General features: G+C 68.5%; 21 protein-coding genes. 3 read left to right on the forward strand and 18 right to left on the reverse strand.

Annotated elements, in window-relative coordinates; all coding sequences use genetic code 11:
* Window positions 1-29: 29 nt before the first annotated feature.
* From gmk to LQ566_RS03485, 9 genes are all read right to left on the reverse strand, one after another.
* On the reverse strand, window positions 30-938 hold the full coding sequence (gene gmk, locus LQ566_RS03445; RefSeq protein WP_231090196.1) for a guanylate kinase: 909 nt from the start codon (window positions 936-938) through the stop codon (window positions 30-32).
* Window positions 931-1,782, reverse strand: a complete 852-nt coding sequence (pyrF, locus tag LQ566_RS03450; protein WP_231090197.1) for an orotidine-5'-phosphate decarboxylase — start codon at window positions 1,780-1,782, stop codon at window positions 931-933. The genes gmk and pyrF overlap by 8 nt, the downstream gene beginning before the upstream one ends.
* The gene (gene carB, locus LQ566_RS03455) at window positions 1,779-5,075 is read right to left on the reverse strand and encodes a carbamoyl-phosphate synthase large subunit (RefSeq protein WP_231090198.1); all 3,297 of its coding nucleotides are present in this window, start codon (window positions 5,073-5,075) and stop codon (window positions 1,779-1,781) included. Before carB ends, pyrF begins: the two co-directional genes overlap by 4 nt.
* Complete coding sequence (gene carA, locus LQ566_RS03460) at window positions 5,075-6,229, reverse strand: glutamine-hydrolyzing carbamoyl-phosphate synthase small subunit (protein WP_231090199.1); 1,155 nt, start codon at window positions 6,227-6,229, stop codon at window positions 5,075-5,077. The genes carB and carA overlap by 1 nt, the downstream gene beginning before the upstream one ends.
* Complete coding sequence (locus tag LQ566_RS03465; protein ID WP_231090200.1) at window positions 6,226-6,732, reverse strand: PH-like domain-containing protein; 507 nt, start codon at window positions 6,730-6,732, stop codon at window positions 6,226-6,228. Before LQ566_RS03465 ends, carA begins: the two co-directional genes overlap by 4 nt.
* Window positions 6,729-8,030, reverse strand: coding sequence for a dihydroorotase (locus LQ566_RS03470; RefSeq protein WP_231090201.1), 1,302 nt, complete (start codon window positions 8,028-8,030; stop codon window positions 6,729-6,731). Before LQ566_RS03470 ends, LQ566_RS03465 begins: the two co-directional genes overlap by 4 nt.
* Window positions 8,027-8,995: an aspartate carbamoyltransferase catalytic subunit gene (locus LQ566_RS03475; RefSeq protein ID WP_231090202.1), complete on the reverse strand. Its 969-nt coding sequence runs from the start codon at window positions 8,993-8,995 to the stop codon at window positions 8,027-8,029. Before LQ566_RS03475 ends, LQ566_RS03470 begins: the two co-directional genes overlap by 4 nt.
* On the reverse strand, window positions 8,992-9,522 hold the full coding sequence (pyrR, locus tag LQ566_RS03480) for a bifunctional pyr operon transcriptional regulator/uracil phosphoribosyltransferase PyrR (RefSeq protein ID WP_231090203.1): 531 nt from the start codon (window positions 9,520-9,522) through the stop codon (window positions 8,992-8,994). Before pyrR ends, LQ566_RS03475 begins: the two co-directional genes overlap by 4 nt.
* Before the next feature lie 103 nt (window positions 9,523-9,625).
* On the reverse strand, window positions 9,626-11,221 hold the full coding sequence (locus LQ566_RS03485) for a Rieske 2Fe-2S domain-containing protein (protein WP_231090204.1): 1,596 nt from the start codon (window positions 11,219-11,221) through the stop codon (window positions 9,626-9,628).
* Window positions 11,222-11,381: 160 nt separating this feature from the next.
* Here LQ566_RS03485 and thrC point away from each other — a divergent pair, with 160 nt between their 5' ends.
* A complete protein-coding gene (gene thrC, locus LQ566_RS03490) occupies window positions 11,382-12,806 on the forward strand; it encodes a threonine synthase (protein WP_231090205.1) in 1,425 nt (474 codons plus the stop codon).
* A gap of 108 nt (window positions 12,807-12,914) precedes the next feature.
* On the opposite strand, the gene LQ566_RS03495 is transcribed toward thrC, so the two are convergent.
* From LQ566_RS03495 to LQ566_RS03510, 4 genes are all read right to left on the reverse strand, one after another.
* Window positions 12,915-13,499 (reverse strand): YdcF family protein, encoded by a 585-nt coding sequence (locus tag LQ566_RS03495; protein ID WP_231090206.1) that lies wholly within the window; start codon window positions 13,497-13,499, stop codon window positions 12,915-12,917.
* A 185-nt stretch (window positions 13,500-13,684) separates the two neighbouring features.
* A complete protein-coding gene (nusB, locus tag LQ566_RS03500) occupies window positions 13,685-14,095 on the reverse strand; it encodes a transcription antitermination factor NusB (RefSeq protein WP_231090207.1) in 411 nt (136 codons plus the stop codon).
* An 8-nt stretch (window positions 14,096-14,103) separates the two neighbouring features.
* Window positions 14,104-14,667 (reverse strand): elongation factor P, encoded by a 564-nt coding sequence (gene efp / locus LQ566_RS03505; protein WP_231090208.1) that lies wholly within the window; start codon window positions 14,665-14,667, stop codon window positions 14,104-14,106.
* Window positions 14,668-14,763: 96 nt separating this feature from the next.
* Window positions 14,764-15,222 carry a type II 3-dehydroquinate dehydratase gene (locus tag LQ566_RS03510; RefSeq protein ID WP_231090209.1) on the reverse strand — a complete coding sequence of 153 codons (459 nt, stop codon included), beginning with the start codon at window positions 15,220-15,222 and terminating at the stop codon, window positions 14,764-14,766.
* Between the two features lie 52 nt (window positions 15,223-15,274).
* Between LQ566_RS03510 and LQ566_RS03515 the strand changes: the two genes are divergently transcribed.
* Window positions 15,275-15,910, forward strand: coding sequence for a GrpB family protein (locus tag LQ566_RS03515; protein ID WP_231090210.1), 636 nt, complete (start codon window positions 15,275-15,277; stop codon window positions 15,908-15,910).
* A 9-nt stretch (window positions 15,911-15,919) separates the two neighbouring features.
* On the forward strand, window positions 15,920-16,561 hold the full coding sequence (locus tag LQ566_RS03520) for an alpha/beta hydrolase (protein ID WP_231090211.1): 642 nt from the start codon (window positions 15,920-15,922) through the stop codon (window positions 16,559-16,561).
* A gap of 67 nt (window positions 16,562-16,628) precedes the next feature.
* Here the strand turns inward: LQ566_RS03520 and LQ566_RS03525 are convergent, their stop codons facing one another.
* From LQ566_RS03525 to aroC, 5 genes are all read right to left on the reverse strand, one after another.
* Entirely contained in the window at window positions 16,629-17,129 is a 501-nt protein-coding gene (locus LQ566_RS03525; protein WP_231090212.1) for a GNAT family N-acetyltransferase, read from the reverse strand.
* A 21-nt stretch (window positions 17,130-17,150) separates the two neighbouring features.
* Window positions 17,151-18,038, reverse strand: coding sequence for a VOC family protein (locus LQ566_RS03530; RefSeq protein WP_231090213.1), 888 nt, complete (start codon window positions 18,036-18,038; stop codon window positions 17,151-17,153).
* A gap of 79 nt (window positions 18,039-18,117) precedes the next feature.
* Window positions 18,118-19,191, reverse strand: a complete 1,074-nt coding sequence (aroB, locus tag LQ566_RS03535; protein ID WP_231090214.1) for a 3-dehydroquinate synthase — start codon at window positions 19,189-19,191, stop codon at window positions 18,118-18,120.
* Window positions 19,188-19,706 (reverse strand): shikimate kinase, encoded by a 519-nt coding sequence (locus LQ566_RS03540; RefSeq protein ID WP_231090215.1) that lies wholly within the window; start codon window positions 19,704-19,706, stop codon window positions 19,188-19,190. Before LQ566_RS03540 ends, aroB begins: the two co-directional genes overlap by 4 nt.
* Window positions 19,699-20,919: a chorismate synthase gene (gene aroC / locus LQ566_RS03545; protein ID WP_231090216.1), complete on the reverse strand. Its 1,221-nt coding sequence runs from the start codon at window positions 20,917-20,919 to the stop codon at window positions 19,699-19,701. Before aroC ends, LQ566_RS03540 begins: the two co-directional genes overlap by 8 nt.
* Window positions 20,920-21,405 lie beyond the last annotated feature (486 nt).

Consider the following 21,405-nt stretch of genomic DNA (forward strand, 5'->3'; position numbering starts at 1 on the left):
CGTAATGCGTTGGTGGGCGCGCGAAAATATCAGCGCGCCGGTGCCTCGTACAAGTCTACGACCTCGCGCGCCGCCGTGGCGACATCCTCGTTGACGACACGGAAGTCGAACTCGTTCTGGAAGGCCAGCTCGGTCTTCGCGGTGCGCAGCCGCCGGGCGCGTTCCTCGGCGTCTTCGGTGCCGCGACCGACCAGGCGGCTCACCAGCTCGTCCCAGGACGGCGGCAGCAGGAACACCAGGGTTGCGCTGGGGTCGTTCTCGCGCACCTGGCGCGCCCCCTGCAGATCGATCTCGAGCAGCACGCTGCGCCCCTCGGCCAGCGCCTTCTCGATGGGACCACGCGGAGTACCGTAGCGGTGCTTGTTATGGACCGTTGCCCACTCCAGCAGTTCGCCCGCCTCGATCATCCGGTCGAACTCGGCGTCGTCGACGAAGAAGTAGTGCACACCATCCTGCTCACCCGGACGCGGCGCGCGGGTGGTCGCCGAAACGGAGAGCATGATCTCCGGGTGCTCCTCCCGGATCTTTGCGGCCACCGTCCCCTTGCCCACGGCCGTGGGCCCGGCCAGGACGAGCAGGCGGCTGCGCCCGTGGCGGGCACGCCCCTGCGGCACCCGCCAGTCCAGCCACGCCTGCAGCTCGCGCTGCTGACGAGCACCCAGCCCGCCGAGGCGCTTGACGGGCGAGATACCGAGCTCGTCGAGGATGCGGTCGCGCTTTCCCACGCCGATCGCCGGGATCGCCGTCAGGAACTCGGTGACACGCATGGTTCCGGAGGGCGTGGCCGGATCCGCGAGGGCGCGACGCAGCACCTCCTGCGGCGAGACGACGCGTGTGCTCAGGTCGCGTTTCAGCGACGCACGCGCGCGACGTGCGGCCACCGCCTTCTGCGATGCCGCGATTCGATCCACCTCGGGGGGACGCTGGCCTTCAGCCACGACCGATCTCCAGTTCTTCGTTGCGCGTGCGGATCGCGGGGATCAGGCCGGCAGGTCCGGCACGCAGGATGCCGCGGCTTTCGCTCGCGATGACAGTCGGCGCCAGGGCGCCGAAGATGTCCCCCAAGTCGCGCAGCTGCGCACCCTGCGCACCGAACCCGGGCGCCAGGATCGGCGCGGGCGGGTCCAGATGCGCGGGTACGCCGCGCGCGGCCAGATCCACCGTCGCCCCGATGACGAAGCCGAAGCTCCCCCACCCCCCAGGCTCTGTGGTCCGTCTGTTGCGCTCGGATACCTCGCCGATGACCTGCTCGGTCACCGTGCGGGCGTCGGCGTCGAAGGCGCTCTGCAGCGCGATCGCCTCCGGGTTGCTGGTGGCGGCCAGCACGAAGAGCCCCTTGCCGTACTGCGCGGCGGCGGCGAACGCGGGCTCCAGCGCGCCCACGCCGAGATAGGGACTCACCGTCAGTGCGTCGCTCTCCAGCGGCGCCCCCGGAGCGAGCCACGCCTGCGCGTAGCCCTCGGTGGTCGAGCCGATGTCGCCGCGCTTCGCGTCGGCGATGACCAGCAGGCCGGCCGCGCGCGCCTGGCGGATCACGTCCTCCAGAACGGTGAAACCGGCGGCCCCGTACCGTTCGAAGAACGACACCTGCGGCTTCACGATGCCGACCTCGCCCGCGCTCGCCTCGATCACCCGGAGCGAGAACTCCCGCACCCCGGCGGCGGAGACGGGCAGTCCCCACTGTTCGAGGAGGGCGTCATGCGGGTCGATTCCCACGCACAGCGGTCCCCGCGTCGCGATGGCATCGCGGACGCGGGAACCGAAGGATTGCGTCGTGGTCACCGGGCCGCCCGGTCGCTCGCGTACTCCTGCAGGCTGCGCACTTCGAAGGGCTTACCCATGGCGTCCAGCGCGGTGACGGCGGCGCCGAGGACGGCCATCGTGGTGAACAGCGCCTTGTCGGCCGCCACCGCTGCAGCGCGGATCTCGTAGCCGTCGGCACGGGCGGAGATCCCCGACGGCGTGTTCACGACGATGTCGATCTCACCGGCGTTGATCAGGTCGACGATGTTGCGCTCGCCGCGCTTGTCTCCGCCGTCCTGCGTCTCGCTGAACTTCGTCACGACCTCCACCGCGATGCCGTTGCGAGCGAGCACCTCTGCGGTGCCCTCCGTCGCCACCAGGCGGTAGCCCAGCTGCTGGAGGCGGTGCGCAGGAAGCAGCACGGCACGCTTGTCCGAGTCGGCAACCGAGATGAACACGGTTCCGGTGCGCGGGATACCGCCGTAGGCAGCGTCCTGGCTCTTCGCGAATGCGGTCGGGAAGTCGCGGTCGATGCCCATCACCTCACCGGTGGAGCGCATCTCCGGGCCGAGCACGGAGTCCACGGTGTGGCCGTCCTTGGTGCGGAACCGCTTGAAGGGCAGCACGGCTTCCTTGACCGAGACCGGGGCGTCCAGCGGAACGCGGGAGCCGTCGGTCTCCGGCAGTAGGCCCTCCGCCTTGAGGTCGGCGATCGAGGACCCGGCCATGATCCGGGCGGCGGCCTTGGCCAGCGGGATGCCCAGCGCCTTGGACACGAACGGAACCGTGCGGCTGGCGCGCGGGTTGGCCTCGATCACGTAGAGCACGTCGGCGGAGATCGCGAACTGGACGTTCAGCAGTCCGCGCACGCCGACTCCCTGGGCGATGCCCAGCGTCGCCTCGCGGACGCGGTCGATGTCCGAGCGGCCGAGCGACATCGGAGGCAGCGTGCAGGACGAGTCGCCGGAGTGGATGCCGGCCTCCTCCAAGTGCTCCATGACACCGCCGATGAAGAGCTCCTCGCCGTCGTACAGCGCGTCGACGTCGAGCTCGATGGCGTCGTCGAGGAAGCGGTCCACCAGCAGTGGGTAGCCCTCGCCGATCACGACCTGCCCCTCGTTGCGGACGAAGTAGTCGCGCAGGCTCGGGGTGTCGTAGACGATCTCCATGCCACGGCCGCCCAGCACGAAGCTCGGGCGCACCAGCACCGGGTATCCGATCTCCTCCGCGATCTTCACGGCGCCGGGGGCATCGATGGCGGTGCCGTGGCGCGGCGCCACGAGCTCGGCCGCGTCGAGGATCTCGGAGAACAGACCGCGCTCCTCCGCCGCGTCGATGGCGGCGGGGCTGGTGCCGAGGATGGTGTAGCCCGCCGCCTCGATACCCTTCGCGAGACCCAGCGGGGTCTGGCCGCCGAGCTGGCAGACCACACCGAGGATGGTGCCCGACTGGGACTCGGCGTCGAGGATCTCCAGCACGTCCTCCAGCGTCAGCGGCTCGAAGTACAGCCGGTCGGAGGTGTCGTAGTCGGTGGAGACCGTCTCCGGGTTGCAGTTGACCATGATGGTCTCGTACCCGGCATCGGCCAGCGCGAACGAGGCGTGCACGCAGGAGTAGTCGAACTCGATCCCCTGACCGATGCGGTTCGGTCCGGAGCCGATGATGACGACCTTGGTGCGGTCGGAGGCGGCGACCTCGGTCTCGGTGTCGTACGACGAGTAGTGGTACGGCGTGAGCGCGGGGAACTCGCCGGCGCAGGTGTCGACGGTCTTGTAGACCGGGCGCAGACCCAGGGAGTGACGGAGCTCACGCACCTCGGCCTCGGTGAGGCCGCGCAGTTGTGCAATCTGCACGTCGGAGAACCCGTGATCTTTCGCGAGGCGCAGCGAGGCCTCATCCAGCTCGGCGACGCCGGCCACGTGCTCGGCCACCTCGTTGATGAGGACGATCTGGTCCAGGAACCACGGGTCGATCTTCGTAGCCTCGAAGGCCTGCTCCGGCGTCGCGCCCTTGCGCAGCGCCTGCTGCAGCGTGACGATACGACCATCGGTGGGGATCTTCGAGATCTCCAGCAGCTCCTCGACGGAGCGATCCTCGTCACCCCAGTGGAACGCCGATCCGCGCTTCTCGAGCGAGCGCAGCGACTTCTGCAGTGCGGTGGTGAAGTTGCGTCCGATGGCCATCGCCTCGCCCACCGACTTCATGGTCGTGGACAGGGTGGCATCGGCCGCGGGGAACTTCTCGAACGCGAAGCGCGGGGCCTTGACCACGACGTAGTCGAGGGTGGGCTCGAACGACGCCGGCGTGACCTGCGTGATGTCGTTGGGGATCTCATCCAGGCGGTAGCCGATGGCGAGCTTGGCGGCGATCTTCGCGATCGGAAAGCCGGTGGCCTTCGATGCCAGCGCGGACGAACGCGACACGCGGGGGTTCATCTCGATGACGATGATGCGGCCGTTGTCAGGGTCGACGGCGAACTGGATGTTGCACCCGCCCGTGTCGACGCCCACGGCGCGGATGATGTCGATGCCGATGTCGCGCATCTTCTGGTACTCGCGGTCGGTCAGCGTGAGCGCCGGGGCCACCGTGATCGAGTCGCCGGTGTGCACACCGACCGGGTCGACGTTCTCGATGGAGCAGATCACCACGGTGTTGTCCGCGGTGTCGCGCATGAGCTCGAGCTCGTACTCCTTCCAGCCGAGGATGGACTCCTCCAGCAGCACCTCGTTGGTGGGCGAGTCGTGCAGGCCCGCACCGCCGATCAGGCGCAGGTCCTCCTCGTTGTAGGCGAATCCGGAGCCCAGACCACCCATCGTGAAGGAGGGGCGCACCACCAGGGGGTATCCGAGCTTCTCGGCGCCAGCCAGCAGATCGTCCATCGAGTGGCAGATCACCGAAGCGGCGACGTCGGCACCAGCCTCGATCACCAGCTCCTTGAAGACCTGGCGGTCCTCGCCCTTCTGGATCGCCTCGACCTTGGCGCCGATTAGCTCCACGCCGTACTTCTCCAGGATCCCGAGACGGTCCAGGGTCATCGCGGCGTTCAGCGCGGTCTGACCGCCGAGCGTCGGCAGGATGGCGTCCGGCTTCTCCTTGGCGATGATCGACTCGATGACCTCGGGGGTGATCGGCTCGATGTAGGTCGCGTCGGCGAAATCGGGGTCCGTCATGATCGTGGCCGGGTTGGAGTTGACGAGGATGACGCGCACGCCCTCCTCGCGCAGCACACGGCACGCCTGCGTCCCGGAGTAGTCGAACTCGGCCGCCTGGCCGATGACGATGGGTCCCGATCCGATGACCAGGACGGAATTGATGTCTTCGCGCTTCGGCATTACTCGGAGTCCTTCTTCGTCAGGTGCGCGATGACCAGGTCGCGGAAGCGGTCGAACAGGTAGTTGGCGTCGTGGGGGCCGGCTGCGGCCTCGGGGTGGTACTGCACCGAGAAGGCGGGGATGTCGATGGCGCGCAGGCCTTCGACGACCTGGTCGTTAAGCCCGACGTGGCTCACCTCGACCTGTCCGTACCCGTTGGGGCTCTCAAACGTCCCCTCGACGGGGGCGTCGACCGCGAAGCCGTGGTTGTGCGCGGTGATCTCGACGCGGCCGGTGGCCTTGTCGAGCACCGGCTGGTTGATGCCGCGGTGGCCGAAGGTGAGCTTGTACGTGCCGAGGCCGAGCGCGCGGCCGAACAGCTGGTTGCCGAAGCAGATCCCGAAGTAGGGCAGGCGCGCGTCCAGAACCTCGCGCAGCACGGCCACCTGGGCGTCCGAAGCGGAAGGGTCACCGGGACCGTTCGAGTAGAACACCGCGACCGGGTCGATCGCCTGGATGTCGGCGAACGTGCTCGCCTGCGGCAGGACGTGGACGTCGAAGCCGCGCGCGGCGAGGTTGTCGAGCGTGGCCTGCTTGACACCGAGGTCGAGCACGGCCAGGCTCCCGAGGCGCTCCCCCGTGGCGGGGACGACAGTCGGCGCGGTCACCGAGACCTCGGCGGAGAGGTTCTGCCCCGCCATCTCGGGGGCCTCGCGGACGATGCGCAGCTGCTCCTGCGGGTCGAGAGCGGCTGCCTCTCCGGAGAAGATGCCACCGCGCATGGAACCCGCGGAGCGGATGTGGCGCGTCACGGCGCGCGTGTCGATGCCGGAGATGCCGACGATGCCGTCGCGTTCGAGCGAGTCGTCCAGCGAGCCGGTGGCACGCCAGTTCGACACCACGCGGGAGGCGTCTCGCACCACGTACCCCGACACCCAGATGCGGCGGGACTCGTCGTCCTCGCCGTTCATTCCGGTGTTGCCGATGTGCGGGGCGGTCTGCAGGACGATCTGTCCCGCGTAGGAGGGGTCGGTGATCGTCTCCTGATATCCGGTCATGCCGGTGGTGAAGACCACTTCGCCGAGGGTCGTGCCGCGCGCGCCGTAGGCGTTGCCGGCGTGGCGGGTGCCGTCTTCGAGAACGAGGACGGCCGGGTCGAGGGAGAGCAGGGTCATGCTTCTGTTCCAGTCGATGCGGGAGCCGGGATCAGGGAGTCGATCGCGGCGATGAGTTCTTGGGGAGAGGTCTGCTGCAGGCGGACGTAGGAGTCCACCGGCTGACCGGGGGCGATGAGCCAGACCAGGCGCACCAGTCCGTCGCGCTCCACGACCTTGTCGATCGTGACCGTGGCAGTCCCGACGGACACCAGCGCGCTGCGCGGGATGGAGACGGTGGGCTCACCCGTGAGTGCGAGTCGCACACCTTCGTCGAGCACCGTGACCGTGGCGCGAGCGCGGTAGGCCAGGTGCTTGATCGCGAGACGGTTCAGGGCGTCGTCGTGTGCCGTGGTCGCGACATACAGTCCCGATGCCTGATACCGCTCGGTACCCGCGATCGCTGTGACCGGGGCGACGAGGGCGGCGTCTCGCCGCGTTCGTCGTCGCCAGCCCCAGAGCATCAGGCCGATGAGCAGCACGGCCACGGCGATCATGACCAGGAGGGCGCCTTCGCGGCTCATGCTCCGACCTCCCGCAGCACACCGTCGGCCACCGTGGCTGCGCCCTGGTGGATGGTCCACCGCACGCTTCCCGGCAGCTCACGTCCCAGGTAGGGCGAGTTGACGCCGCGACCGCGCAGATCCTCGGTGGTGAAGGTGCCGCCGGCGCTCGGATCGTACAGCACCAGTTCCGCCGGCTCCCCCGCAACGAGCGGGGTGCCGTGCCCGGTGAGGCGTCCGATGCGGGCGGGCGTACGGCTCATCACGCGCGCGACGTCGTCCCAGCCGAGCAGGCCGGTCTCCACCATGGCGAGGTGGACGACACGCAGCGCGCTCTCCAGACCCACCATGCCGTTGGCCGCGGCCGCCCATTCACAGGACTTGTTCTCGGCGGGGTGCGGAGCGTGGTCGGTGGCGACGATGTCGATCGTGCCGTCGGCCAGACCCTCGCGCACCGCGAGGACGTCCTCCTCCCGGCGCAGCGGCGGGTTCACCTTGTACCGAGCGTCGTAGCCGCGCACCAGGTCGTCGGTGAGGAGGAGGTGGTGCGGCGTGACCTCGGCGGTGACGTTGATGCCCCGCTTCTTCGCCCAGCGGATGATGTCCACGGAACCCGCCGTGGACAGGTGGCAGACGTGCAGGCGCGAGCCCACGTGCTCGGCCAGCAGCACGTCCCGAGCGATGATGGACTCCTCCGCCACCGCGGGCCAGCCGGCGAGACCGAGCTCGGCGGAGACGACGCCCTCGTTCATCTGGGCGCCCTCCGTGAGGCGCGGATCCTGCGCGTGCTGCGCGATCACACCGTCGAACGCCTTCACGTACTCGAGAGCACGACGCATGATGAGCGGATCGAACACGCAGAAGCCGTCGTCGCTGAAGACGCGGACCTGGGCGCGGGACTCGGCCATCGCGCCGAGCTCGGCGAGCCGTTCACCCTTCTGGCCCACCGTGACGGCGCCGATCGGCTGCACCGTGGCGTATCCGGCGGCCTCGCCCAGGGCGAGCTCCTGCTCGACCACACCGGCAGTATCGGCTACCGGCGAGGTGTTCGGCATTGCGAAGACCGCCGTGAAGCCACCGGCCGCGGCGGCGCGGGTACCGGTGAGGATCGTCTCGGACGCTTCGTAGCCGGGCTCGCGGAGGTGGGTGTGCAGGTCGACGAGACCAGGAAGTGCGACCAGACCGTCGCCGTCGATGCGCCGGGCACCGGCAGAGCTGAGTCCCGTGCCGACCTCGGCGATGCGTCCGTCCGCAACCAGGATGTCCGTGCGGTCTCCGCCCTCCAGGGAGGCTCCGACGATGAGCAGGCCGTCGTTCATGAAAGGTCCTCTCGTTCGTCGCCGGGGCGTTCTCCAGCGAGCAGCAGGTAGAGCACGGCCATGCGCACGGCGACGCCGTTCGCGACCTGCTCGAGGACGGTCGATCGGGGTGAATCGGCCGCCGCGGCGGAGATCTCCAGGCCGCGATTCATGGGGCCGGGGTGCATCACCATCGTAGCCCCGGGAAGCTGGGCCAGACGTTCCGGATCCAGTCCCCAGCGTCGGGAGTACTCGCGCTCGTTGGGGAAATATGCGGCATGCATGCGCTCGGACTGGATGCGCAGCATCATCAGCGCGTCGGGCGCGGCGGCGATCGCCCGGTCCAGGTCGTACTCCACGGTCACCGGCCACATCGACACGTTCTGCGGGAGCAGGGTGGGCGGGCCGACCAGGGTCACCTCCGCGCCGAGCGTGTGCAACAACCAGACATTGGATCGGGCGACACGGGAGTGCAGGACGTCGCCGACGACGGTGACGCGGATTCCGGCGAGATCCCTCCCCCGGCTGTCGGCGCCGAACGTGCGCTTGCGGATGGTGAACGCGTCCAGCAGCGCCTGCGTCGGGTGCTCGTGGGTGCCGTCACCCGCGTTGACCACGCCGGCGGAGATCCATCCACTGGTGGCGAGCGTGCGGGGCGCGCCCGAGGCACCGTGGCGGACCACGACGGCGTCCGCACCGATGGCCTGCAGGGTCTGAGCGGTGTCCTGCAGGCTCTCGCCCTTGGAGACCGACGACCCCTTTGCGGCGAAGTTGATGACGTCGGCGCTCAGCCGTTTGGCCGCCGCCTCGAACGAGATGCGGGTGCGCGTGGAGTCCTCGAAGAAGAGGTTCACCACCGTCTTCCCGCGCAGCGTCGGAAGCTTCTTGATCTCGCGCGACTGCGTGTCGGACATGTCCTCGGCCACGTCCAGGATGCGGAGGGCGTCTTCGCGGGAGAGGGACTGCGTGTCGAGAAGGTGCCTCATGACTCGATCGTCACCTCGTCCACGCCATCGATCTCCGCGAGCCGGACGTGCACGCGCTCCTCGCGGGCGCTGGGCAGGTTCTTGCCCACGAAGTCCGGACGGATCGGCAGCTCACGGTGCCCGCGATCCACCAGGATCGCCAGTCGCACCGCGGAGGGACGCCCGATCGACTGCAGTGCATCGAGGGCGGCGCGAATGGAGCGCCCCGAGAACAGCACGTCGTCGACGAGCACCACCGTGCGGCCGTCGATGCCACCGGAGGGGATCTCCGTGGGGCCGGGCGAGCGCGTGGGCTGGCGGGCGAGGTCATCGCGGAACAGCGTGACATCGAGCGATCCGACCGGCACGGGGACGCCGGCGATGTCGCTCATGATCACGGACATCCGCTTCGCCAGCGTGACGCCGCGCGTGGGGATTCCCAGAAGGACGATGCCATCGACGCCGCGATGCGACTCGATCACCTCGTGCGAGATACGGGTCAGTGCCCGCGTGATGTCGGCTTCGTGGAGCACAGTTCGAGTGCCCATGGCCGCTCCCTTCTCCGCCTCACGGGACGGGGTTAAAGGTTGCTTTCGACTGAGACGAGTCTACCGCCGGTGCCCGGCGTCGCCGAACCGGTGGCCGCGGGTGTCAGGCCTCGCTGAGGTCGGCGGGTGCCGTCGCCGCCAGGGTGAGGTCGTCCCCCGCCTTCGACGCACGGATCGGGTGACCGAACGAGGTGATGCACTTCCCGGTGTTGAGGTCCCACTTCCAGTCGTGCAGGGAGCAGGTGAGCACACCGTCCTCATCGATCTTGCCGGTCTTGGTGAGATCGGCGCGCAGATGCGGGCAGCGGCGCTGCACCACCCAGTCGCCGATCTGCGCGTCCTCGGTCTGGTCGGACTGCTCGGCGTACCAGTTCTCCGTGTACTCGATGCGATCGCGCGAGAGGCACTTCATGAAGGTGTAGATGAACTCGTTGAACTTGCCGATACGCGCCGTCTGGAACTGCATCGACAGGAAGATCGAGTTGGACCAGTCGATCTCACCGTCGGCGATGTTCGTGGAGACGAGATCGGCGGGGATGCGGAACCAGAAGTTGCACTCCTCCCCCGCATACTCGCGCAGTTTCGCCTTCGGGAAGTCCACGACCATGTCCAGTTCGCCGATCGTGTAGCGGACCGGTCCGCCCACGCCGTTTCGCATGATCCGGGCGCGACGAAGCAGCGGCTCCCACCACTCCTTGAGCTTCTCGAGCATCACCGCGGGCTCGAGGACGGCCGCACGCGAGGCCTCCTCGTCGCGGATCTCCTGCTGGCGCGACGCGCGCTGCTCCTCCAGGTAGCCCCACTTGTCGGCGAACATGCGGTCGATCTCGTCCTGGGTGTAGAACGTCTGCTCGACGGAGACCTCACCGTCCACGATCGTGACGACTGTGCCGGGGATGAAGACGTGACCGTCGTACTTCGGCGCTTCTTCCTTCATCCGGGCGATGAACTCCACCTGATCGGTGAAGATCCCGACCGAGTCATTTCGGCCGAGTCCATTCGAATCGAACACGTCGTCGCGCAGGAACATCGGCGGCCCGGCCATCGGGAACACGTGTGGCGCGTCGACCTTCTCGATGTAGAACATCGCGCGCTTGTGCTGCGCTTCCCGCTTGAGGTGGGCGAAGTTCTGCTTGGCGTCCAGCGGAAGGTCGTAGACCATCGGCCACCAGATGGCGCCGGAGAACTGCGTGAAGTAGGCGTCCGGCTTGCCGAAGGAGAGCAGTGCCTCCAGGTCCAGCGGGTGCGAGTCGTTCTGGTTCAGCACCGACGCGGTGCCGTCGTCCAGCGACAGCGATGAGTCGCCGATGGGGCCGTCGCTCGGCGCGCGCAGCGGCGTCACCATGATCTTCAGCGGACCGCGCTCGAGCACCTCGCCCGCCTGCGTGTAGGTGATGTTGTGGTACCCGAGCTTGCGCAGATCCTGTTCCAGATCGTCCGTCGGGTAGTCAGGGAGCAGCACCTCGATGTCCTTGCGGACATAGGTCTCCAGCAGCCATGGATCGAAGTGGTCACGGTGACGGTGCGAGACGTAGAGGAAGTCGGCCTCACGGCCGAAGCGCTCCCAGTCGAGGCCACGGTTGTCCGGGAAGGGGAACCAGGATCCGAAGAACGCCGGCTTCACCCAGGGGTCGCAGAGGACGTTTCCCCCGGTGGTCTCGATGAACATGCCGGCGTGGCCGAGTCCCGTGATCCGCATGGCTCTCCTTCTCATTGGAACCCGTCGATTCTACGTGGCGCCCGCTTGGGCGCACCTGTGGCCCGCCGTGAGAAATGCACGCGTCACGTGGCCGACCGGCGCATCCCGCGCCCTCTAGGCTGGAGGGCACGACCTCCGCCCGCTCCGTCGAAGGAATCCCGTGCAGTACATCTCCACCCGTGGCACCGCTCTCGGACAGTACACCGACGTCCTCGTCGCCGGCCTCGCCCCCGATGGCGGACTCGCCGTCCCTGCGGAGGTGCCCGCCGTCCCCGCCGCGACCTTCGAGTCCTGGCGGGCGCTGTCGTATCCGGAGCTGGCCACCGAGGTCATCGGGCTCTTCGCCACGGACATTCCCCGCGAGGACCTCGCCCGCCTGACGGGCGCGGCGTATGAGGGGTCGAAGTTCGAGGCCGACGACATCGTCCCGCTCACGGACATCGGTGGTGGGATGACCCTCGTCGGCCTCTCTGAGGGGCCCACCCTGGCCTTTAAGGACATGGCGATGCAGTTCCTCGGGGAGGCGATGGAGTACGCCCTCGCGAAGAACCAGGACATCCTCAACATCCTGGGTGCGACCTCCGGCGACACCGGCTCGGCCGCCGAGTACGCATTCCGGGGACGCGACCGCATCGGCATCTTCATGCTTTCGCCGCAGGGGCGCATGAGCGCGTTCCAGCGCGCGCAGATGTACTCCTTGCAGGACGAGAACGTGCACAATATCGCGGTCGAGGGCGTCTTCGATGACTGCCAGCACCTGGTGAAGACTCTCTCCGAGGACCTGGCGTTCAAGGACGCGCAGCACCTGGGCGCGGTCAACTCGATCAACTTCGGGCGGATCTCCGCACAGATCGTCTACTACGTGTGGGCCTGGCTGCGCACAACCGATGCCGTACCGGCCGAGGAACGGGCGACGTTCGAGGTGTCGTTCGCGGTGCCGTCGGGGAACTTCGGCAACATCCTCTCGGGCTACTACGCCAAGCTGCTGGGTGTTCCCGTGCGACGCCTCGTGCTGGCCTCCAACGAGAACAACGTGCTGGATGACTTCTTCCGCACCGGCGTATACCGCCCGCGCACGTCCGCAGAGACGCTGGCGACGTCCAGCCCCTCGATGGATGTGTCCAAGGCGTCCAACCTGGAGCGCTTCGTCTTCGATCTCCTGGGCCGCGACGCCCAGCGCACGGCGGGCGCGTGGCGCACGCTGGCCGAGACCGGCTCGTTCGATCTGACGACCGAGCAGCCGCGCCTGGGCGCGGAGTTCGGCTTCGCCTCGGGCACCTCCACCCACGAGGACCGCATCCGCGTGATCCGCGAGGTGTTCCAGCGCAGCGGCGTCGTCATCGATCCCCACACGGCGGACGGTGCCGGAGTCGCGGCCGACTTCGTCGAGGACGGCGTGCCGATGCTCGTGCTGGAGACCGCCAAGCCGCGCAAGTTCCCGGAGACCATCGCCGAAGCCCTCGGCGAGACGCCGGAGCCGCCCGCCGCCGTGCGCGAGCTCATGGACGCCCCGCAACGCGTGGTCCGCATGGCCAATGACGAGCAGGCACTCCGGGAGTTCATCCAGGCCCACGCCGTCCGCTGACCCCGCGCGGCGACGATCGCCGATGCTCTCGGCGAGAACCCCCGCGCGCCAGATGAGGGGAACGCCGCGACAGCAGGAGCCGATCGCACCGACCCGCGCGACTCGCTGTCAGCGCCGCCTGCCGTGCCAGCGGGAGCGCACCGCGGCCACGAACGTCACCAGGGGCCGCTCGCCGAAGCGCCACTCGCGCCCCCGCACGAGTCGCGCACCCAGCTCGGGTCGGTCGGTGAGAAGCATCGCCCGAGCGCGTACGGCGTGGACCGGGTCGGAGACGATGGCGATCAGGTCATCCGAGCGCAGGAGCGGTGCGGTGAAGGCGATGTTCTCAGCCGTGCTGCGACTCTGCGCCTCTCGAAGGATCACGCCGCGCCATCCCTGACGGCGAGCCTCGGCGGCGAGTATCTCCGCTTCAGCGGTGTCGGAGTGCACCCGTCCGCCGGACACGATGAGAGCGCGCGGCACCGGCATGCTCCGCAGCGTGCGCAGCCCGGCGCGCACCCGCCATCGGTTGATGAGGTTGGCCCGTCCGCCGCGGTTGCCGAATCCCAGCACGATGACCACAGACCGGCTGCCGACGGTCGCCGTGCCGAGGTGGCGTCCCGTCGCGCGCCACGCCTCCCACTGCCCCCAGCCGAGCGCGGCCAGCGCGATGAGCAGCGATCCCCCGCCCAGGAGCTTCCTTCCCGATCCCACACCCCCACGCTACGCTGCGCCCTTCGTCTCCGACCCCGGCGGCGCCTCGGCACGCCATGCTCGTCGACTCCCAGCCACCTCCCCCTCCAGGCGCGCGTGCCGTGCGCACCCGACGAACGCCCCGTGCGACGGCTCCCGGATATGCGAAACGCCCGTCCCTCGCGGGACGGGCGTTTCAGCGGTGATCAGCTCGAGCGGGCGATACGGGCGAGGACACCGTGCACGAAGGCGCCGGAGTCATCGGTGGAGTACTCCTTCGCGAGTTCCACGGCCTCGTCGATCGCGACGGCCGCGGGGACCTCGTCGTTGAAGAGGATCTCCCAGCTGGCCATGCGCAGCAGCGCGCGGTCGATGGCCGGCATGCGGTCGATCTTCCAGTCGCGCGCGTGCGTCACGATCTGCTCGTCGATCTCGTCGCGGTGATCGAGCACGCCGTCGACGATCTCGCGAGCGTACAGCCAGGAGGCCTCGCGCGCCGGCTCCCCGGCAGCGCGCTGCGCCTCCGCGGCAAGCGTCACGTCGAGCGCGTCACCACGGACGTCGGACGAGAACAGGATGTCGAGCGCGCGCTTGCGCGCCTTGGTGCGTGCGGACATTCAGCGAATCAGTCGTTGACGCGGCCGAGGTAGTCACCCGTGCGCGTGTCCACCTTGACCTTGGTTCCGGTCTCCAGGAACAGCGGGACCTGGATCTCGTAGCCGGTCTCCACGGTGGCGGGCTTGGTGCCGGCCGACGAGCGGTCGCCCTGCAGACCGGGCTCCGTGTAGGTGATCTCGAGCACGACGGAGGCGGGAAGCTCGACGTACAGCGGGTTGCCGTTGTTGAGCGCGATCTGCACCATCTGGTTCTCGAGCATGAAGTTCGCGGCGTCACCGACGGTAGCGGCGGCGACGGTGAGCTGGTCGTAGTCGTCGACATCCATGAAGACGAAGTTCTCGCCGTCGTTGTAGAGGTACTGGAAGTCGCGGCGGTCGACGTTCTCGATCTCGACCTTGGCACCGGCGTTGAAGGTGCGGTCGATGGTCTTGCCGGTGACGACGTTCTTGAGCTTGGTACGAACGAACGCACCGCCCTTGCCCGGCTTGACGTGCTGGAACTCCACGACGCTCAGCAGCTGGCCGTCGATCTTGAGGACGACGCCGTTCTTGATGTCCGCGGTGGATGCCATGGGAAGTGATTCCGTTTCGTCTGTGGGAGTGGCCGGCGGTGGCCGACTCGTCATTCTATCGGACGCACCCGGTGATCCCCTGGGCGACGCGATTCGTCAGCCCTCCGCCTGTCCCTCCAGCACGTCACACAGTCGCTCGACGGCGCGTGCGTACCCCGCCACGCCCTCACCGATCACGTGTACGGCAGCCACGTCTCGCACATACGAGAACCTGCGAAACTCCTCGCGGTTGTTGATATCGGAGATGTGCACCTCGGCCGCGGGAATGCTGACGCTGTCCAACGCGTCCCGCAGCACCACGGACGTGTGCGTCAGCCCGCCGGGGTTGATGATGATCCCTGCGCAATCCAGGCGAGCGTCGTGAATCGCGTCGATGATGACGCCCTCATGGTTCGACTGCACCGCGCGCACATCGAAGCCGCGCGCTGCTGCCGTGGTGCGAACCAGGGCCTCCACATCGGCAAGGGTGTCGGTGCCGTAGACCTCCGGCTGCCGGGTGCCGAGGAGGTTGAGGTTCGGTCCGTTCACGAGCAGCAGGCGACGAGGTGCGGTCATGTTCGGAGGCTATCAGCGAGATGGATGCGGCTGCATCGCATAGCCTCGAAGGATGTCCCCCACCGCCGCCGAGATCGCCAGCTTCCATGAGGACGAGCCTCCCGCCGGAGCGGATCCCTTCGTCTTTCGCCGGCCCGTCGCGCCCATCGTGATCGCGGAACCGGATCCGCGCTGGCCGCAGACCGCCGAGCAGGTCATCGCCACCGTACGCCGCGCCCTGGGACCAGGCTGCCTCCGGATCGAGCACGTGGGATCCACCGCGGTCCCCGGCCTTCCCGCGAAGCCACTGATCGACCTGGACCTGATCGTTGCGAGACCCGATCGCGAATCCGACTACGTCCCGGCTCTGACGGCCGCGGGTTTCGTGCTGTCGGTGCGTGAGCCGTGGTGGCACGAGCACCGCATGTTCATCTACGACAACCCCGACGTGAACCTGCACGTGTTCTCCCCCTCAGCTCCCGAACCGTGGAAGCACATCATTCTGCGCGATCACTTGCGAGCGAATCCCCGGGACAGGGAACGCTACGCCGACGCAAAGCGCGCGGCGGCGGCAGCAGCCACCGCGGCAGGCGAACGAGTCATGGAGTACAACGCGAGGAAGGAGACCGCGCTCCGCGAGATCCTGCTTCGTGCGCTCGCCGCCGCCGGCTGCGCACCTGAGGAGCCGGCGGCTGATCCTCGGCAGTAGGGTGTGCCCATGCGACTCCACATCCACAGCCCGGGACGCTCCGGCCCCCGCGCTTGGCCGTCGGCGCCGGGAGACGCACGCTTCATCGCGCTGCGCGCCGATGAGCCCGCCCGTGACGCGGCATCCGAACTGGCGAAGGTCGGCCTCGACGACAGCACGGAAGCCGTGTTCGCCCATTCCTACCTCGCGATCCCCGCGGCCCTCGCGGTCCGGGAGTCGTCCGTGGCACTGGTGCTGGTGGAGCCCGCGTTTTACGACATCGCCCGCGGGCACCGCGACATCGAGTCCCACATCAGCACCATCGAACATGCACGCCTGCAGCTCGCCGCCGGCGATCTCTGGGGCTACTGGACGGCCATCCGGCCGCTGATGTTCGGCGGGCCAGCGCAGGAAGTGACGTGGGAGGAGGAACGCGCCGCGGCCGCCGAGTTCGCGCGGCGCACTCTCCCCTGGGGGCACGGCTTACGAGCAGAGCACCTCAACGCGCCGCGCATCCTGGTTGTGACCGGCGGTTGGAACGACGAGTACGAAGCGATCGCCGGCCGGCTCGTCGATGCCGGCGCCTCACACGTCGTGCTCCCGGGACATGGTCATCGCGCTCAGGATCACCCACGATTTGCAGAGGTCGCGTCCGCGTTCCTTGATCGATAGTCACCGGCTCCTCGCTGCCGGTCAGGCGGTGGAAAACAGGCTCAGGGCGTCGCAAGCATTCCGAAGGTCATGAGCTCTGGGTCGCCTCGGTGCCAGGAACTCTTCCGACCGCCGCGCGACGAAGATGAAGAATCGGGTACGGGCGTCCATCACCATCGGTCTCGCTGCGGCCGACCACCTCGAATCCACGGCGTACGTAGAAGCCCAACGCCGCCGGATTCTGCTCGTTCACGTCTACGCGGACCACACCGTGCTCGTCCAGCGCATGTTCGAGCAGGGCCGAGCCGACGCCCTGTCCCGCCGCGTGCGGGGACACGAACAGCATCTCCAGGCCGCCATCGAGTACGCCGGCGAATCCGAGCGGCCGCCCTTCGTGCTCAGCCACCACCAGCGTGACCGCGGGGAAGTACGCGGTGGCGAGGTTGCCCTGGATCCGGGCGAAGTCGACCGGGTCGAGGAAGTCGTGCGTGTCGCGGACGGCGTCCGCCCAGATCTCCACGAGAGCCGGGAACTCCGACTCCCCCCACACCGGACGGATGACAACGGGGATGGGGCGCCGGATGCTCATCTCCCTATCCTCACATCGACATCAGAAGTCGGCGATCACCAGCTTCTTCATCTGCAGCATGTGCTCAAAGGCTCCCGGTCGTTCCATCAGCTCGCCCATGTTCTCCGGAACGATCTGCCAGCTCACTCCGAACTCATCCGCCAGCCACCCGCACTGCTCAGCTTCGGGCACGGCGCTGAGGGCGTTCCAGTAGGTGTCGATCTCCGTCTGATCGGCGCAGCGGACCTCGAGCGACACTCCGCAGTCGAAGAACCACTCGTGATCGGTGGCTCCGCCGTCCATCGCCGTGAACCACTGATCGCCGATGCGGAACTCGCTGAACATCACCCGGTCCTCTCCCGGGTACGGTGCCACGGTTCCCACCGCGGCATCGGGGAACAGCGAGGTGTAGCGCTCCACGGCCTCTCGTGCGCGCCCATCCGAGCGGCCGACGAAGGTGAGGGACGGGATGATGAACGGGCGCGGATCGCCCGTGGGGTCGGTGAGCATGAGCTGCCAGGTGAAGCCGAACTTGTCCTGCACCCACCCGTATCGCTGGCTGAACGGGTACTCCTGGAGCGGCATCAGCACCTCGCCGCCTTCACTCAGACGCGCCCAGACGGCGTCGAGGGCCTCGCGCGCGGCAGCGGGATCGCCATCGAACATCAGGGGGTCGAAGTTCACCATGAAGGAGATCGACGGGTTGGGGCGGAACTCGGGCCCCGCGTTGATCAGCGTGAACCGGAAGTCGCCCACCGTGACATCCACCGTCAGGGCGTCGCCGGCCAACGGCTCCTGGAAGTCGAGCAGCCCCTCCGTGGGGTACCTGCTCGTCACCTGCGCCGAGCCGCCCGGAAGAGCGTCCGCGTAGAACCGGCCCGCCTCCTCGGCCGTGCCGTTACACCAGATGTTGGGAATGATCTTCCGCATGAGGGCCTCCCGCCGTTCGTGGCTCTGAGGGTACGCCGGACCACCGACATTGAACATCCCCCATCCACGGGCACGCCGCTCAGCCGGAGATCTCCTGGTAGGCGGCGAAGAGGAGCGACTCATCCGGAGCCTGCAGCACGGTGGGCCGGGCGATGTCGTCGAGGACGATGAAGCGCAGCATTCCGCCGCGCGACTTCTTGTCGCGCTGCATCGTGGACAGCAGCGATGGCCAGCGGCCGGCGAGGTAGGTGGTCGGCAGCCCGAGGCTCTCGAAGATGTCGCGGTGCACGGCGACCGCGTCATCACTCAGTCGTCCGGCCAGCCGTGACAGCTCGGCAGCGAACATCATGCCCACCGAGATCGCTGCGCCATGGCGCCAGCGGTAGCGCTCAGCGTGCTCGATCGCGTGACCGAGCGTGTGGCCGTAGTTGAGGATCTCACGCAGTCCTGCCTCGCGCAGGTCCTCCCCCACGACGTCCGCCTTCATCTGAATGGCGAGCTCGATGCTGCGGCGGAATTCAGCGCTCGTCACGTCGGTCGCACGCTCGGGGTCTGCACGCACGATGTCGAGGATCTCGGGATAGTGGATGAATCCAGCCTTGACGACCTCGGCGTAGCCGGCAACCGCCTCGTTGCGACTCAGCGAGCGCAACAGCTCGAGGTCCGCCACCACGGCGTAGGGCGGCCAGAACGATCCGACCAGGTTCTTGCCCTCGGCCGTGTTCACTCCGGTCTTGCCGCCGACGGACGCGTCCACCATGCCCAGCACCGTCGTCGGCACCTGCACCACGGGGACGCCGCGCAGCCACGTGGCGGCGACGAAGCCGGCGAGGTCCGTGACCGCACCTCCGCCGAAGCCGACCACCGCGTCGGTGCGCGTGAAATCGCTCTGCCCGAGGATCTGCCAGCAGAAGGCGGCCACCTCGATGCGCTTGCCCTGCTCGGCGTCGGGGATCTCGGCCAGCAGCACCTCGCGATCTGCCATCAGCTGCTGGCGCAGCTTCTCGGCCTGGGCGCCCAGGGTCGGCGGGTGGATGATGAGCACCTTGCGGGCGTTGGGCGGCAGCACCGTGCCGAGGTCGGCCAGCAGTCCCTCACCGATCGAGATGTCGTAGCCGGGCTCACCGGAGACGTGGATCGTGGTGGTACTCATGAACGGTTTCCTCTCACCCAGTCGGCGATGCGCTCGACGACGGCCTGGATACGCCCCGTCGAGGTGTCGAAGGTCACGTCGGCGACCTCCTCGTAGAGCGGCCGGCGCTCGTCGCGAATGCGCAGCCAGCGTTGCATCGGGTCCTCACCGGCCAGGAGCGGGCGTCCGCCTCCCGCGATCCGGCCCGCGACGACGCGCGGCTCGACGGTCAGCAGCACGACGTCGTGCTCGCCCAGCAGTTCTCTCGTCGCGGCGGTGAGGACGGCTCCGCCCCCGAGCGCCACCACGCCACCCCCTGCCACGGCCGCGGCCACGGCGAGGCGTTCGAGTTCCCGGAAGTGCGCCTCGCCGTGTTCCGCAAAGATGTCGGGGATGGGCCCGTGCTCGCGCGCGATCACGGCATCCGTGTCGGTGAACGTGCGCTCCAGCACCTTCGCCAGCTTCTTGCCGATGCTGGATTTCCCGGCCCCCATCGGGCCGACCAGCACGACGGCGCGGGGCGTCGGCTCAGACACCGCCGGCCAGCGACGGGTCGCTGACGCCCGCGGTACGAAGGTTCTCCGGGACGGCGGCGAGGTAGCTGTCCAGATTGCGGCGGGTCTCCGCCACCGAGTCTCCGCCGAACTTCTCGAGGATCACGTCCACCAGAGTGATCGCGACCATGGCCTCGGCGACGACTCCTGCCGCCGGCACCGCGGAGATGTCCGAGCGCTGGTGGTGGGCCGAGGACTCCTCACCCGTGGTCACGTCGATGGTGTGCAAAGCGTGCGGCACCGTGGCGATGGGCTTCATGCCTGCCGTCACTCGAAGAACGGTGCCGGTCGACATGCCGCCTTCGACCCCACCGGCCTTGTCGGAGCTCCGGGTGATGCCGTCGGGCGCAGCGTACAGCTCGTCGTGAGCGGCTGAACCACGGCGGGTCGTGGTGACGAACCCGTCACCGATCTCCACCGCCTTGATCGCCTGGATGCTCATCACCGCCTGTGCCAGCTTCGCATCGAGCCGGCGGTCCCACTGGACGTGCGAGCCCAGGCCCGGCGGCAGACCGTAGGCGAGCACTTCGACGGTGCCGCCGACCGTGTCGCCCTTCTTCTTGGCGTCGTCGACCTCAGCCACCATCCGCTCGGAGGTCGCGGCATCGAAGCACCGCAACGGGTCCGCGTCGAGGGCGGCGACATCGTCCGGCGTCGGCAGGGCGGCCCCTTCGGGTACGCGGACCGGCCCCATGGACAGCGTGTGACTCACGAGACGGATGCCGAGATCGGACAGGAAGGACTTCGCGATCGCGCCGAGGGCCACCCGGGCAGCCGTCTCGCGTGCGCTCGCGCGCTCCAGGATGGGACGCGCCTCGTCGAAGCCGTACTTCTGCATGCCCACCAGGTCCGCGTGTCCCGGACGCGGACGGGTGAGCGCGGCGCCGCGGCCCCGTGACATCTCGGTGAGCTCCACCGGCTCAGGGCTCATGACCTCGGTCCACTTCGGCCATTCGGTGTTGCCGATGCGCACGGCGATGGGGCTGCCCAGCGAATAGCCGTGACGAACACCACCGGACAGGTGCAACTCGTCCGCCTCGAACTTCATGCGCGAACCGCGGCCGTAGCCGAGCTTGCGGCGAGCGAGGTCGCCGCGGATGTCGTCCAGATCGATGCGGACGCCCGCGGGCAGGCCCTCCATCATGGCGACGAGTTCAGGACCGTGGGATTCACCGGCGGTGAGGACGCGAAGCATTCCCCTAGTCTCCCATGAGCGCCGAGCGCATCGCGTCCAAGATGACGCTCTCCGACTCCAGTGGCTCGGCCACCTGACCGGTGACGAAGATCCGTACCTGCAGCAGCGCCTGATGCAGCAGCATCTGCACCCCGGACGCGGCGGGGAGCCCCAACGTCATCCAGGCCTCCCCCAGCTGCGTGGGCCACGGGGCATACACGGCGTCGACGAGCGCACCACCGTGCTGGGCGAGCAGGCCGGCGATCGTATCGTCGATGTGCGTGCCTCCCGGCAGCGTGGCGATGGTCGCGTCCACGTCGCCGAGGCCGGCGTGGGCGTCGAGCGGGCGCACGGAAACCGACAGGCCCATGTCCGCGGCCAGATCCACAAGCGGAGCCGCCTTCTGGGGGCGTCGGGCGACGATCTCCAGCTCCCGCGCGCCGGCCTCGGCCAGCGCGATCACGGCCGACACCGCAGTGGCACCGGCCCCGATGATGCGGGCCCGCT

The organism is Microbacterium nymphoidis, from assembly GCF_021044885.1.
GTDB lineage: Bacteria > Actinomycetota > Actinomycetes > Actinomycetales > Microbacteriaceae > Microbacterium > Microbacterium nymphoidis.